The following is a 14,723-nucleotide window of genomic DNA, read 5'->3' on the forward strand; positions in this document are numbered from 1 at the left end:
GAGCGAGGCTTGCCCGCGAAGAGGCCCGCTCAGGCAATGAAAATCTTAAGCCTGAGCTAACGCCCTATGCTCATCCGCACCCAGCAACTCTCTATCCGTCTGCTGCATCACCTGGCTGGTAATCGCCCCCGCCGCAATCGACCCGCTGACATTCAACGCCGTACGCCCCATATCAATCAGCGGCTCGACCGAAATCAGCAACGCCACCAATGACACCGGCAACCCCATCGCCGGCAACACGATCAACGCGGCAAACGTCGCGCCGCCACCCACCCCGGCCACCCCGGCCGAGCTCAGCGTCACAATCGCCACCAGGGTCGCGATCCACAGCGGATCCAGCGGGTTAATGCCCACGGTGGGCGCCACCATCACCGCCAACATCGCCGGGTACAGACCAGCACAGCCATTCTGCCCAATGGTCGCGCCGAACGAGGCGGCGAAACTGGCGATGGACTGTGGAATGCCCAAACGGCTGGTCTGCGCTTCGATGCTCAGCGGAATGGTCGCGGCACTCGAACGGCTGGTGAAGGCAAACGTCAGCACCGGCCAGATCTTGCGGAAGAAGCGCAGCGGGTTGATCCCGGCCGCCGAGACCAGCAGACCATGCACCACAAACATCAGCCCCAGGCCGATGTAGGAAACCAACACGAAACTGCCGAGCTTGATGATGTCCTGCAGGTTGGAACCGGCGACCACCTTGGTCATCAGCGCCAATACACCGTACGGCGTCAATTTCATCACCAGGCGCACCAGACGCATCACCCAGGCTTGCAGGGTGTCGATGGCGTTGATCACTTTCTGACCTTTCTCAACGTCATCTTTGAGCAGTTGCAGCGCCGCGACCCCGAGGAACGCAGCGAAGATCACCACGCTGATGATCGAAGTCGGCTTGGCCCGCGCCAGGTCGGCGAACGGGTTTTGCGGGATGAACGACAGCAACAGCTGCGGCACATTCAGGTCCGCGACCTTGCCGGCATAGTCGGTCTGGATCGTTTGCAGCCGGGCCATTTCCTGAGTGCCGGCCACCAGGCCCTCGGCGGTCAGGCCAAAGAGGTTGGTCAAGCCGATACCGATCAGCGCGGCGATGGCCGTGGTGAACAACAGCGTGCCGATGGTCAGGAAACTGATCTTGCCCAGCGACGAAGCGTTGTGCAGGCGAGCCACGGCGCTGAGGATCGAGGCGAACACCAGCGGGATCACGATCATTTGCAGCAACTGCACATAACCGTTGCCCACCAGGTCGAACCAGCTGATCGAGGCCTTCAGCACCGGGTTGCCGGCACCGTAAATCGTGTGCAGAGCGACGCCGAAACCCACACCCAGCGTCAGCGCCAGCAGGACTTTTTTCGCCAGGCTCCAAGTGGTGTGGCGGGTTTGTGCCAGACCCAAAAGCAACGCGAGGAACACCAACAGATTGAGAATCAGCGGCAGATTCATGAGAACTCCGATAAAGACTTGTGCCAGCCACCTTCCGGGGCAGCTGCGAACCGGCAAGCCTAACAGCTTGATATCTAATGATTTAATATCAAAAAAGTCTGAATGCTGTCGTTTTTGGAATAAGCGGATGTCGCTTTCAGGAATGCGGCTGGCGCGATAGGCACGTTGGCGGTCGCTGATAGGCGAGGAATGTCCCACTTATTTGTTAGCGTCGATCTCTTTGAATCAGGGAGATTTGACGATGAGATTTGCACCGAAATTTCTGGTTGCAGCACTTTGCCTGGGCCTTGCCGGCCAGGCACTCGCCACGGATTTGAAACACTGGCCGGCCGATCAGGCCAAGGCGCTGGACGCGATGATTGCGGCCAATGCCAACAAGGGCAACTACGCGGTGTTCGACATGGACAACACCAGTTACCGCTACGACCTTGAAGAGTCGTTGCTGCCGTTCATGGAAAACAAAGGCCTGATCACCCGCGACAAACTCGACCCCTCCCTGAAACTGATTCCGTTCAAGGACACCGCCGATCACAAGGAAAGTCTGTTCAGCTACTACTATCGCCTCTGCGAGCTTGACGACATGGTGTGCTATCCATGGGTCGCCCAAGTGTTCTCCGGCTTTACGCTCAAGGAGCTCAAGGGTTATGTCGACGAGCTGATGGCGTCCGGCAAACCGGTGCCAAGCACCTATTACGAAGGCGACGTGGTCAAGACCATCGACGTCAACCCGCCGAAGATCTTCACCGGTCAGAAAGAGCTCTACGCCAAGCTGATGGAGAACGGCATCGAGGTCTACGTGATGACCGCCGCCTCCGAAGAACTGGTGCGCATGGTCGCGTCTGATCCGCAGTACGGCTACAACGTCAAGCCGCAGAACGTGATCGGCGTGAGCCTGCTGCTCAAGGACCCCCAGTCCGGCGAGCTGACCACGGCACGCAAGCAGATCACCGCCGGCAAGTATGACGAAAAAGCCAACCTCGGACTGGAGCTGACCCCGTATCTGTGGACCCCGGCCACCTGGATGGCTGGCAAGCAGGCGGCGATCCTGACCTACATTGATGAGTGGAAAAAACCAATCCTGGTGGGCGGCGATACACCGACGAGCGACGGTTACATGCTGTTTCACGGCGTCGACGTGGCCAAGGGTGGCATCCACCTGTGGGTCAACCGCAAGGACAAGTACATGACCCAGATCCAAGGCATGATGGCCAAGAACGCCGCAGCCCAGGCCAAGGAAGGGTTGCCGGTGACGGCGGACAAGAACTGGGTGATCGTGACGCCGGCAGAAATTCAGTAAGACCGAGGCGCTGCCATCGCGAGCAAGCTCCCACAATGATTCTTGAGGGTGCAGGTAATCTGTGTTTCACCCGAGATCCTTGTGGGATCGAGCCTGCTCGCGAAGAGGCCATCACATCCAGCATTAATGTCGCCTGGCACACCGCCCGTGAGAGCGAAGATTGCCCGGGAAGGTCATCACACCATTCTCAAGACAGTTCTCTGAAGATATCAATCGCGAATCAATTGCATCTTCTGCTAGCTTGCGCGCTCCCTGAACGACTCTCTGAAGTCGATGAATGCACGATTCTTGAGAACGTAGCGGAGCAGCCAAAATTTGAGTTTACAATCAGCTTTTTTCGCGCTCTCGAGGAGGGGAGGACGGCGAACGTGAGCTCCCTTGCGCAGCTTTCAAAGACTCTTGCTTCCAGGTAGGCCACTGCTCCACAACCCGGCGAGACTCATTGAGATAATTAATAAAATCTTGCTTGTTGCTATTCATGTTAGTTTTCCTCTATGTACCTTGATAGCAGAGCTGCAGCTATGGTTTCACGTTCCATGTACGAACAAGGCAACATCTGGGTCCGCAATTTAGCATCTGATTCTTTCCAGTCAATGATTTCACCTTGGTTAGTTTTCCGAATTACCGGATACCCGCTACCGAGATTCGTTGAGAATAGGTTAAAAAAGCTCCTAGGTCCAACTCCTATAAAAGGCTCAAAAATTACATTGTTACTGCCCTTGTCCAGAGATATTGAGTCTGAGTGAAACTCCAGAGCTTTGCTCTTTGGGTAGGGTTCTACATATACGACTCTTTGGATTCCAGCTGCAACTATGTGTTTTGCGCAATTATGGCAAGGGAAAGTTGTGCAGTATAAATGACTACCCGCCGTACTGGTCCCAGATCTTGCGCTTGAGAGAAGAGCCTCCATTTCAGCGTGAACAACTCGTCCATACTCCGTAATGTCTTTGATTTTACTGTTTTTTATAAGTGGGGCTAATTCTTCTCGATATTGTTCGGGCACAGCCTCTATTATGCCTTCGATGATTAATCTTTTTTGTATTGCGTTAGAATCTTCTCCTTTCATGTAGTCGCGACCATCGGCGATGTCCACTATTTCTTGTGTTTTGTCATCGATATCTGGCCAGTACAATCCTCCATGCGCTTTAGGGACATCATTAGCTCCAGTTGAGATAATACAGCGGTTTTTTGTAAGTACAGCACCAACTTGGCGAGATAAATCTGCAGATCTCAGTGAGGCAGAGAAAGCCATGAACATCGCATATTCGTCAAATGTTGGCGTTATGTATGGTTTGCCAAAAAGTAGATCCAATATTCTCCATATTTGTTTTTTTAAAGAGTCCGAATTACCATTGTAGTCAATAAAAAAATCCGAAAGGTGATAGGTGTCGCGCGTGTGTTGACCATACTCTTCCCTTTCGTCAGCGTCTCGTTCAATAAGTCGCGATGCTTGCTCCTGTGACATGGATTTATCTTTTGTCAAATATTCATGTCTGCGCGTATGGTCAGCATGAACACCAATGAGGAAAAACCCGTCTGAATAAATTTTTCTCAGTTTCTGAACTTCTGCGGGGCTTTTTAACGAGTTTACAATGAACGCATTTCGCCGCAGTGGTTCCTGTTTGCCCCTGGATTTATTTATTTGGGCAGCTGCGCCTAATGCTAAAATTGAATTGTCCTGGCTTTCTTTTCGTAGTCTATTACCTTCCTCCATGTATGAACTGATTCTCTCAAATTCATGAGTGTTTTTTGACGGGTTTCCAATGTTTGCAATTATATCGGTAGATATTTTTATGTTTTGTGTTTCGTATTTGAATGTTTTCAGTCTGTCTGTTATTAGTTTTGAAACCTCAGGAAGGTCTGTCCCAATTGTTCCAACAAGCCCTATGATAAGTTCTGAGTCGGAGTAGGTGTCGTTGATGAAGTAAGCGTTTTCTGAAGTGTCCTCAATTGAGAGCTCGTCGATGATATCTTTGGTGCTTCCTGAGAAATCACGCGCATCCGCTTCGCTGTGGGATTCGGTGTTTAAAAGTGGTTCTACTGATAATTTAAGCTTTTGAGAGGAGTGGGGTTTTCCTTGAAAGTGAATTCCCCCTGTTGTTGGGTACCAGTTTAATATTCCTTTGCTTTTTGTTTTAAATTGATATTGGTTTTTATTTATTTCCCTCCATTCGCCTGCAGATGAGATCGGTTCTAATTTTTTCTTTAGCTCATCGAAGCTTCCGTCAAAGCGCATGCTAAGTCCTTTTCAAAAAACTTTTAATGGGCCGTCAGGGCCACCATAGCCTTGAATGCCAATTTATCAAGATAGCTCTATACGGACTTCATGGCTAGATGGTGAGTCATACTTTTTTTGAGAGGGCTTATAGTGCGAGCGGAATCCAAGTTTTGTGTGGTCTCCGCCTGTTTTAGTATTAGGAACTTGGCTTCGTGTCTGTAGGATGATTCTTGCCTCGACGGGTTTTGATATGAGTCTGCAACGAACTTACTTTCCGATCTGGTGTTGGTCGTAAGGGCTTGCGGTTTGACTATGCGATGCTCCATGTCGTTATAGAAATCATTGGTAGCTTGCTTGTGAATGAGCAATTAAAAACCCTGTTTAATAGTCATTTCCAGATACTCTGGCAGACTACACATCCTTGCGTATCTGCCTACAACTACGCCAGAATCCGCCGGCTTGTGCGCCTGGGTGCCAGGGTTCTATCGTTTCCGCGTCGCTGAACATCAGTGATCGGGTTTGGTAGCCCGTGTTCACCTCGGCGCATTGCGCCACCCGTTGCAGGGTTCGTTTCAGTCTCTGCTCATATGGTGGCCATGCGCAGGGCATCTTCGGACGCGCCGGGTTCCTGGTGACCGGTCTACCAACCTGAGTATGGCCGCCACCCTTCGTTTGGTAGCGAGGGTGATGGCTCCTTTTTTCTCACCGGAGTTCCATCAATGCTGAAAATTACCCCTGATCCGCCGGGCACCGACAACCTGTCAGCCCACATCAACGCCACTGCGCGCAAACCCAGCCGAACATTCGTCATCGCACCGGGTCTCGATACCGAAACCCTCTTGGCCCACGCCTGCGAATCCCTCGCCTCGGCCAATGTCATGGCCAGCGATTTCGCCGGACAGCTGGAGGGCTCTCAACGCAGCACGATGCTGGGGATTGCTCAGGTCATCATGCTGGGCGAGCTGGCAGTGAACCAGGCGCTGGATAACCTCGACCCGCAGGAATAGCGCGGACAAAAAAATGCCCCGCACTTGGCGGGGTATTTTCATGTTCGACGGTTAACGCGAGCACACCGACGTCCATATCCAGTTTCATTTCAGAATTGACCTACATCAATCAAAGAAACGTCCGATTTATCTCCCGCTTCGCCTCTTCTAGCGTGCGTCCTTTCGATCTGACAAGGACACATTTCGCATGAAGCGCTATCACATCACTGTCGGTGCCAGAACCACCGTCGGCGGCACCGTGCGTACGGGCTATCAGTACAGCACCATCGAAAACCAGGCCATGGCCCGCGAAGGTGATGAAGTCTATTGCCCGAAGTGCGACAGCATCGGTGTGATCGTCCTCGACGGCCCGCACTTGGTGGATGAGATGGACGGCCGCCAGGCTGCCTTGGGCGACGACCTCTGCAGATGCAAGTGCGAGCCACCTCCCCGGTTGATTGCTAATCAAACCCTCAGGTCTCAACAGTTCGACGATGTCAAGGTCGCCTCGGGGACCAGAGCCGCCGCCCAATCTGCCGCTCCGTCTGCAACCAGTCCCGCGCGAGCGGCACCGCGTCCCTCCGGTTTTGCACCTGCCGCTAGTCCCGCGACACCGTCTTTCGGCGATTTGCCGGGGCTGGTTTGCGAGAATTTGTGGCGCGGCTACCAGCAAAGAGCCGAGGCCATCGTGGCACCGGGTGGCATCTTGATTGCCGACCCAAAGGCGCGTAATCGAGCGATTAATGCGGCGTACGCCCGGCTATGGTTGGAGGATCAGCGATTCCAGTGGGCCGGCCTCGCGGCTTTCGCCTCCAAGCAGGTGGGTTGTGGTTTGCTGCATGCGGCTGATTCGATCGACAAGATCGATGCGGAACAGGAAGCGAAACTACGCCGGGTAGAAGCGCTTAGGAGAAAGCCCGCTGGCTTGTTCGGCTGGGTCAGCAAGAGTGAGCGGCAGGCGAAGGCACGGGAACTTGAGCAGGCTGAACGGGATTACGAGCAAGCCCGCCGCAACAATCCGACATGGTGGCTCGACGTGCGGAGCCCGAACGAACCGTTATCACTCGTGCAGAGGCAACTTCAGTACGTTCACGATATGCTGGCGATGGGGAACACCACGCTGTTTTTGGATGTGTTTCCGTTGCATGCTTTTTACAAGGAGCGTGGGTTGCAGGCGCTCAAGACTTGCCTCGCTTCACGAAAAAACATATTTGGGCATGTACAACAACCAGTGTTGTGGCCGATCGAGCAGGAAATACTGGACTTTGGCACTTTCCATGAGGAAATACAGCAAGCGTTCGCGGCGATTGAGGCTGGAAACATTGCCGAAAGTGTTGTGTTTCTTGCCGAACATGAACAGAAGAACATCTTGCAACCAGCGATGTACAGCAACGTGCAATTGGTACGTTTGCTACGTGGCAACCATTTCTCCTATGTCACGAACCTCCTCCCCGGTGCTGCGGCAGCGGTTGAGCTGACTCTGGCCAGCCAGTGCCATCCCAGTGAAGACGGGCGCACCGTGGGCTTCAGCAATGATTACTTTGCCAACCTGGCCGATATCCATCAACGCATGCCTTTTGTACTCAAGGCCGCGGCGCAATTTGATGAGCTGCTACGACGCTCTGATCGTCATCTGATCGAACAGGCGATTCTGGATATTGCCGCTGGACGCGGTGTGCGATGAATCTGGTGCGACGCATGAAGTGGCGATGGAGGGTTTTGGCCACTGCTGCCGCGGCTCTGCTGACAGTGGCGGTGATGCGAGCGCTATCGGATGAGCCGGAAATTGCGCTAGTGATCGGCGAACCTTGGGAAGCCATGCGTCTGCGCTCCAGCGCGGCCATCGAGCCGGCTTTTCCTGGGTACTCCTGGTTCAATATACCCAAGTCTGACGCGCGCCTACGTTTTGTCGACGATCAATTTGGGTTCTTGACCCCGCTGGCTCGCTTTTTCACGGTTAGTTTCGATCGTGATGGGTTAGTCAGAAGTCTCCGCATGTCCCCGCAAATCGAGCCGCTGTTACTCGACGATACACTCAAGGTCGTGCTGGATTTGCAGGAGCAATGGCGCCAGGGCGGCTGGATACCTATTCGGGTTAACGACGATCCACCATTTGCTGACACTCCCGAATGGCGGGCCCGATTGCGAGACGTGAACAAAGGAGGCACGTCTACCTGGCAAGCAGGTAATCAGTATCAAGTAATGCTGGTGGTCAATCGCTTCAGAGACGACAAGCGCCCCAAAGAGGAGCGTTATCTCATCAAGCTACAAGTTGCTAGGCCGTGGGTAAATCCTTGACTTTAGGTATCAAAGACCTATGTGAGGCAAGTTTACATTATGAAGCCCATGTCAGGCCGAGAGTTTATGCAGTACGAGAGCTTTTTAGTGGAGCTTATATACATGGTTATGCGTATTTTTCGGTCAGTTATATATATAACTGTAGGTGTCCTGCCTGCATTTGGTTTGGCCCTGCTAAGCCTGTTTTATACGATGTTTGGTGACGTCTGTGGCATATTGCTCAGCGCACTCGCATGGCTAGGAACCTGCGGGCTTGTTTTGGCGACACTAAACAGACCAAATACTACCGGTTCACGACGCAGGCTAGTTATATCAGTGATGTTAATAATGGGGCTGATAGTTATATCTCCTATGCTGGAAGGTTCACTAACCCACTCCAGCAGCAATATGTGGTTTAGTGGGGTAATGCTGGGACCCACATTATTGGCGCTTCACTATCTGTGGCAAGTTGCGCGGATCTCCTGCTTCGACGCCTGACGAAGTCCCGCCTTTGACTCACTCTTGATGTTTTCCCTCTGTAGTCTGGTTTTGTGTTGGCAAGTTAGAAGTGCCGAGAGCGGATTAGTCAGCTGATAATGGATCGCAAAAAAATGCCCCGCAATTGGCGGGGCAGTTTATGTCCAACGCTTAAGCCTTACAGCCCGTCAAGCATCGCCTTGTTACGCACCGCACCCTTGTCGGCACTGGTCGCCAGCAAGGCATAGGCCTTCAACGCGGTAGTCACCTTACGTGGACGCTTCTCCACCGGCTTCCAGCCTTTCTGATCCTGCTCAGCCCGGCGACCGGCCATCTCTTCATCGCTGATCAACAGGTTGATCGAACGGTTCGGAATGTCGATCAGCACCTTGTCGCCGTCCTGCACCAGACCGATCGCACCACCGGCAGCCGCTTCCGGCGAAGCGTGGCCGATGGACAGGCCCGATGTGCCGCCGGAGAAACGACCATCGGTGAGCAATGCGCAAGCCTTGCCCAGACCTTTGGATTTCAGGTAGGACGTCGGGTACAGCATTTCCTGCATGCCCGGGCCGCCTTTCGGGCCTTCGTAACGGATGATTACGATGTCGCCGGCCTTCACTTCATCAGCGAGGATGCCGCGTACGGCGCTGTCCTGGCTTTCGAAAATCTTGGCGTTGCCTTCGAAGACATGGATCGACTCGTCGACGCCGGCGGTTTTCACCACGCAACCGTCGAGCGCGATGTTGCCGTACAGAACGGCCAGGCCGCCTTCTTTCGAATAGGCGTGTTCGACACTGCGGATGCAGCCGTTTTCACGGTCGTCGTCCAGAGTGTCCCAACGGGTCGACTGGCTGAAAGCGGTTTGCGTCGGGATACCCGCCGGGCCGGCCTTGAAGAAGTGATGCACCGCTTCGTCGTCGGTCTGGGTGATGTCCCACTTGGCGATGCCTTCGGCCAAGGTCTTGCTGTGCACGGTCGGCAGGTCGGTGTGCAGCAGGCCGCCACGGGCCAGGGAACCGAGGATGCTGAAGATGCCGCCGGCACGGTGCACGTCTTCCATGTGGTACTTCTGGATGTTCGGCGCAACTTTGCACAGCTGCGGTACGTGACGGGAGAGACGGTCGATGTCGCGCAGGTCGAAATCGATCTCGGCTTCCTGGGCGGCGGCCAGCAAGTGCAGGATGGTGTTGGTGGAACCGCCCATGGCGATGTCCAGGGTCATGGCGTTTTCGAACGCCTTGAAGTTGGCGATATTGCGCGGCAACACCGACTCATCGTTGTCGTTGTAGTAACGCTTGCACAGCTCGACGATGGTGCGGCCGGCCTGCAGGAACAGTTGCTCGCGGTCGCTGTGGGTGGCCAGGGTCGAACCGTTGCCCGGCAACGCCAGGCCCAGGGCTTCGACCAGGCAATTCATCGAGTTGGCGGTGAACATGCCGGAGCACGAACCGCAGGTCGGGCAGGCGCTGCGCTCGTACTCAGCGACTTTCTCGTCAGAAGCGCTGGAGTCGGCGGCGATCACCATGGCGTCGACCAGGTCGAGACCGTGGCTGGCCAGTTTGGTCTTACCGGCTTCCATCGGGCCGCCGGAGACGAAGATCACCGGGATGTTCAGGCGCAGGGACGCCATCAGCATGCCAGGGGTGATCTTGTCGCAGTTGGAGATGCAGACGATGGCGTCGGCGCAATGGGCGTTGACCATGTATTCGACTGAGTCGGCGATGATCTCGCGACTCGGCAGCGAATACAGCATGCCATCGTGACCCATGGCGATGCCGTCATCCACGGCGATGGTGTTGAATTCTTTAGCCACACCGCCGGCGCGTTCGATCTCGCGGGCGACCAGTTGGCCCAGGTCCTTGAGGTGCACATGACCCGGTACGAACTGGGTGAAGGAGTTGGCAATGGCGATGATCGGCTTCTTGAAGTCGTCATCTTTCATCCCCGTGGCGCGCCACAGTGCGCGGGCGCCGGCCATGTTGCGGCCGTGGGTGGATGTTTTCGAGCGGTAATCAGGCATGAAGCACTCCGGGCGGCTAATCAGGTATCAAAAGGGAAGTGAGCTTCTATTGACGTCTGGAACACCGGAAATGGCCGTGTGTCCTGATGTTTGCCGATAACTTTGCGGGATCGCCGCGCGCTTCAGCTTGAGCTCATAAACCCGCCGGGGGATGACTGGCGATGAATGTGGCGATTCTACACGGCTGGCGGCTGGAGGGAATGCCGGAAGAGGCTGATCCAATACCGGTGGGGCGTGCGGGATGACCATCTGTAAGGTACACGAGCGTCTCGCAGGTGCATAACCGCATGGGACGCTTGGCTAAACAGCCTGCCCTCGCGTAGTGCCACCAAAAGGAATTGGAATGTCGCTGTTGAAGCGTTGTTTGTGGTTTTTCCTGTGCCAAGGGTTAGTGTTCCAGCAGTTCGTCAAACTCAAGACGCTGGTGTAAGGGGGGGGCGGCAATCCTGACGCTGGTGCTCGCTGATCCGCGTTGAAAATCACATTCAAATCCCGAATTCGAGGAGGCAACGACACCGGCCCCATCGCATCAGGCTTCGCTCAAAGCCGGATTGCGCAGGCGGATGCGACGGTTCACGAATAACCCGCCACTGCTCAAGATGATGAAGCCGAAGGCCAGCGTCAGTTGCAGTTCGATGGGACTAAGGATAATCAGTGCGCTTATCAGACCACCGACGATGAATATCAGCGTGTTGCCGACCGAAGCCGAGGTGCCGGCCATGTCCGGAAATATCTCCATCGCCTTGGAGGTGGCGACCGGGCGGGCGATGGTGGTTCCGGCTGTGCAGACAATCATCGGAATCAACACCGTCAGGACCGTCAGTCCCACCACGCTTGAGAGCACGAGCATCACCAACCCCGAATAGAAGATCAGGCTGAGACCCACGATGATTTGGCTGTTGGATGCGATCCGCCCCGTCAGGGCTCGAGCGACGATGCCTCCAATGATGTAGGCGGCACCATACAGCAGGAGTGTCAGGGAAAACTCGTAGGCCGAAAGCTGCAACTGCTCCATGAAGATCAGGGGCGAGATGACAATAAAGGAAAAGTGGCTGGCGAATGCGATCGCTGCAATCAGCCAATAGCCGAGGAAACCCGCATCGCAACAAGCGCGTCGGTAGGACTGAAGAATACTTCGACGCTGGGTTGTTGCGGGGGGCTCGCTTTCAAGAAGGAAGCAGGCCCTCAGGAACACGGCAGCGGCAAGGGCAATAAAGACAATAAAGCTTGCGGGCCAGTCCAACGCCTGTTGCAACAGGGTGCCTGCCAGTGGCGAGACGGAAATGAAGATGCCGCTGGCGGTTATCATCAGAATCCGTAGCTTATCCCGTTCTATGCCGTCGAACAGGTCCTGGACCAGCGCCTGGGAGAGTACGAAGCATCCGCAGCCAGCGGCCTGTATTACCCGAAACATCAGGAACCAGGCGTAGTCGGTTGAGAGCACGCAACCTATCGCACCTATCATCGAGACCGCTATTCCCACCAACAGCAGGCTTTTGCGCCCGATGACATCCGAGAGCGGCCCAACCAGTAGCTGGGAGAGTGCGACTCCGACGGCAAACAGACTGATGGAAAACGCGATGTCGCCTGGCGTAGTACGGAAGTGTTCGGCCAGCGCCGGGAACGATGGCAGTAGAACATCGAGAGGAAAAACCCCAAGCATCACCATAGTCAACAATAAGGTGATCACGGAGCGGCGGTGTTTGACACTGGTTGCAGGTTTCCCTTCATCCATCGACAAGTCCTGCATTGGTGAAGATCTGCTGATTGGAAGACAGGTCGAAAAAGCCAGCCTTTTCCATTGCCTGAAGCGTCGCGCCTGCTCCCGATCGAGCGCGGTCAAGGCGGGCTTGCGGGCTGGTTAGGGCACAGAGAATTTCCGCGACGCAACTCTCCCTGAGTCCCACGCTGTCCAGACTTTCCTGCAACCATCTCTCATCGACCTCAAAGAAAATCAGGATGATCTCCATCAGTATCTTTGCAGCGAAAGTGCGTTGGCTGCCATTTAAGGTCAGCCACAGATAATGGAAAACTTCGGAGAAATAACGACTGTGTCGAGCCTCGTCGGTGAGGTGGTCCCTGAGCATTTCCTGGACGCTTGACACCAGCCCGTTGCGGCAAACTTCAAGCAGTTCCTTGGCGATTATGGTCTCGGACACGAAGCCGAGAAGAAACCATGTCAGCGCCTTATGCTTGTCTGGGGCGTGGTTGATCAGGACGTTCAGTCGGGTAATGCGGTGCGGCATTACGGGGCGTTGCGTCATGCCGTAGAGGTCGGCTATCTGCTCGGCGAGACTATTGGAAAACAGAGCGTGATAACCCTCGTCGGTATAGAGCTGAAGGGCGGCTGTTTTCATTCGCTGGGGAATGCACGTACCGAGTTCGTCATGGACGATGGTTTCCACGGAGCGGTTGACGATCCGATGTTCGAGTCGGGTGGTGTAATCGAGGAAATACACCAGATGATTGGCCGATAGTCGATGGGCGGTCTCGCTGCCTGCTGCTTCGATCGCCGGGTGCTTCAGGTAGGGCAGGAAGGTAGGCGGGAACCAGTGTCGTGTTTCCAGTTGCCGCTCCAGATCTGACGGCAACTGATAGGTGTGCTCGCTGATTCGTACCGAGGCTCGGGTGTTCCAGTCGCCGAGGGTGAAGCGCTGGTCCCAGGCGTTGGGCTGGGACAGATCGTCTGTGCGGGGCTCGATCATTGTTGTGAGCCTCGGCTGCTCAACAGCGCTTTCAACTCCTTGCACATCACTTGTCCATCACTCTGGCCGCAGCCAACAAAAAACAACGGTTGTTCGGCACTGTCCTCAATCCCCAGTAACCTCTCGACCTGATCGTCCGTCAATGCACCGGTCAGCCAGGTGCTTAATCCAAGTGCGGTGGCCACCAGTTGGAAGGTCTGGGAAATGTGGCCTGTCTCGACGTAAGCCATTCTGTACGCCCGCGAGTGTTCATATTTCCACCACAATTTGTCGAAGCGAGCGGTGATGAAAAGTCCAACGGGCAGGTTGTTGATGAAGTGCTGCCCACACAACAACTGCCCCAAGGACGCATCAGACACCGGGTTGACGAAGCTCAACGCATGTTCGGTGGGGTGGTAGGCGTAGAACCCAGGATTTAGTCCGCTGACGTTTTGAACATGTAGAAAACCCTCGCAGGCATTCAATCCACCTCCGGATGGGCTACTACGTCGGGCGCCGAGACCTTCGGCAATGGTGTCGTCGATATCGTTTTCGCGTTCACGCAAATAGCCAAGTGACAAATATAGGAGGGTGCTCACATCGTCGAGGGAAACCCCTTCACCCGTGAAGGTGCGACAGGTCTTTCGCTCAATCAACGTCTTTACAAGAGCGTTTACTGGCAGGCAGGAAGGTTGAGGCAGGAAGATCCACTCGCTTGTCGGACGCCCGGTGAGTCTGGCTCCTGGGGCAGGCGTGGCCAATACATCGGCGCAATGTTTGAGGTAGTGCCTCGACCATTCAGTAACATCTTGGGGGATATATTCACAAGGGATGTTCTTGGTGCCAATATGAAATATCTTTGATAGTTCATCCCAGCCCCATTCAATAGTGCCTTGTGTTGATGTCGTTAGTATTTCTGCGCTCAAAAGTTGAATGTCTATCGTGTTGTTGTCGTCAAACTTTTCTGGGTCTTCGATAAGATGGGCGAGACGGGTCGAGTATTCTAGATTTAGTTCAAATTGCTTATGGTTTTTGTAATCCCAGACTATTTGGCCTGGCGTGCAAGGAAGTATGAATATATAAGGGTTTATTTGCATGATTGGCAATCCACTCTGGCCTTCTATAGAAAACGCTGGGTAGCCGGCACTCCCCAGCGCCTCATTTACTCAACAGGCCTTAGGGGCAACCAGAAAAGCCAGGTTGGCGATGGTGGTAACTTCCAGAGTAATTGCTTTCATTTTTTGAACTCCTTGTAGTTTTAAGTAAATGCCACTTCGTAGTGACAATTCAATCATAGATATTAATTGATACTTTTCAAGGAAATATC

Annotated in this window: 10 protein-coding genes; 4 read left to right on the plus strand and 6 right to left on the minus strand. The window is 54.4% G+C overall.

The genetic code is table 11. The annotated features are described in order from the left end of the window. Positions 1-45 precede the first annotated feature (45 nt). Positions 46-1,437 carry an L-cystine transporter gene (locus F8N80_RS18230; protein ID WP_150784393.1) on the minus strand — a complete coding sequence of 464 codons (1,392 nt, stop codon included), beginning with the start codon at positions 1,435-1,437 and terminating at the stop codon, positions 46-48. A 241-nt stretch (positions 1,438-1,678) separates the two neighbouring features. Here F8N80_RS18230 and F8N80_RS18235 point away from each other — a divergent pair, with 241 nt between their 5' ends. Further along, positions 1,679-2,734: a haloacid dehalogenase-like hydrolase gene (locus tag F8N80_RS18235; RefSeq protein WP_150784394.1), complete on the plus strand. Its 1,056-nt coding sequence runs from the start codon at positions 1,679-1,681 to the stop codon at positions 2,732-2,734. A 481-nt stretch (positions 2,735-3,215) separates the two neighbouring features. Here the strand turns inward: F8N80_RS18235 and F8N80_RS18240 are convergent, their stop codons facing one another. Continuing rightward, positions 3,216-4,970 carry an anti-phage dCTP deaminase gene (locus F8N80_RS18240; protein ID WP_224790711.1) on the minus strand — a complete coding sequence of 585 codons (1,755 nt, stop codon included), beginning with the start codon at positions 4,968-4,970 and terminating at the stop codon, positions 3,216-3,218. A 701-nt stretch (positions 4,971-5,671) separates the two neighbouring features. Between F8N80_RS18240 and F8N80_RS18245 the strand changes: the two genes are divergently transcribed. The 3 genes from F8N80_RS18245 to F8N80_RS18260 all read left to right on the plus strand — a co-directional run bounded on the left by F8N80_RS18245 (position 5,672) and on the right by F8N80_RS18260 (position 8,236). After that, positions 5,672-5,959, plus strand: coding sequence for a DUF6124 family protein (locus tag F8N80_RS18245; protein ID WP_150784395.1), 288 nt, complete (start codon positions 5,672-5,674; stop codon positions 5,957-5,959). 187 nt (positions 5,960-6,146) lie between these two features. Then, positions 6,147-7,622 (plus strand): PAAR domain-containing protein, encoded by a 1,476-nt coding sequence (locus F8N80_RS18255; protein ID WP_224790712.1) that lies wholly within the window; start codon positions 6,147-6,149, stop codon positions 7,620-7,622. Further along, positions 7,619-8,236: a hypothetical protein gene (locus tag F8N80_RS18260; protein WP_150784396.1), complete on the plus strand. Its 618-nt coding sequence runs from the start codon at positions 7,619-7,621 to the stop codon at positions 8,234-8,236. Before F8N80_RS18255 ends, F8N80_RS18260 begins: the two co-directional genes overlap by 4 nt. Before the next feature lie 634 nt (positions 8,237-8,870). Here F8N80_RS18260 and ilvD read toward each other — a convergent pair. The 4 genes from ilvD to F8N80_RS18280 all read right to left on the minus strand — a co-directional run bounded on the left by ilvD (position 8,871) and on the right by F8N80_RS18280 (position 14,493). Further along, positions 8,871-10,712, minus strand: a complete 1,842-nt coding sequence (ilvD, locus tag F8N80_RS18265) for a dihydroxy-acid dehydratase (RefSeq protein ID WP_150784397.1) — start codon at positions 10,710-10,712, stop codon at positions 8,871-8,873. Positions 10,713-11,241: 529 nt separating this feature from the next. Beyond that, positions 11,242-12,447: a multidrug effflux MFS transporter gene (locus F8N80_RS18270; protein WP_150748906.1), complete on the minus strand. Its 1,206-nt coding sequence runs from the start codon at positions 12,445-12,447 to the stop codon at positions 11,242-11,244. Continuing rightward, complete coding sequence (locus F8N80_RS18275; RefSeq protein ID WP_150748905.1) at positions 12,440-13,417, minus strand: diiron oxygenase; 978 nt, start codon at positions 13,415-13,417, stop codon at positions 12,440-12,442. Before F8N80_RS18275 ends, F8N80_RS18270 begins: the two co-directional genes overlap by 8 nt. Continuing rightward, positions 13,414-14,493, minus strand: coding sequence for a SagB family peptide dehydrogenase (locus F8N80_RS18280; RefSeq protein ID WP_150748904.1), 1,080 nt, complete (start codon positions 14,491-14,493; stop codon positions 13,414-13,416). Before F8N80_RS18280 ends, F8N80_RS18275 begins: the two co-directional genes overlap by 4 nt. Between the last annotated feature and the right edge of the window lie 230 nt (positions 14,494-14,723).

The sequence above is a fragment of the Pseudomonas fluorescens genome, assembly GCF_902497995.1.
GTDB lineage: Bacteria > Pseudomonadota > Gammaproteobacteria > Pseudomonadales > Pseudomonadaceae > Aquipseudomonas > Aquipseudomonas fluorescens_BK.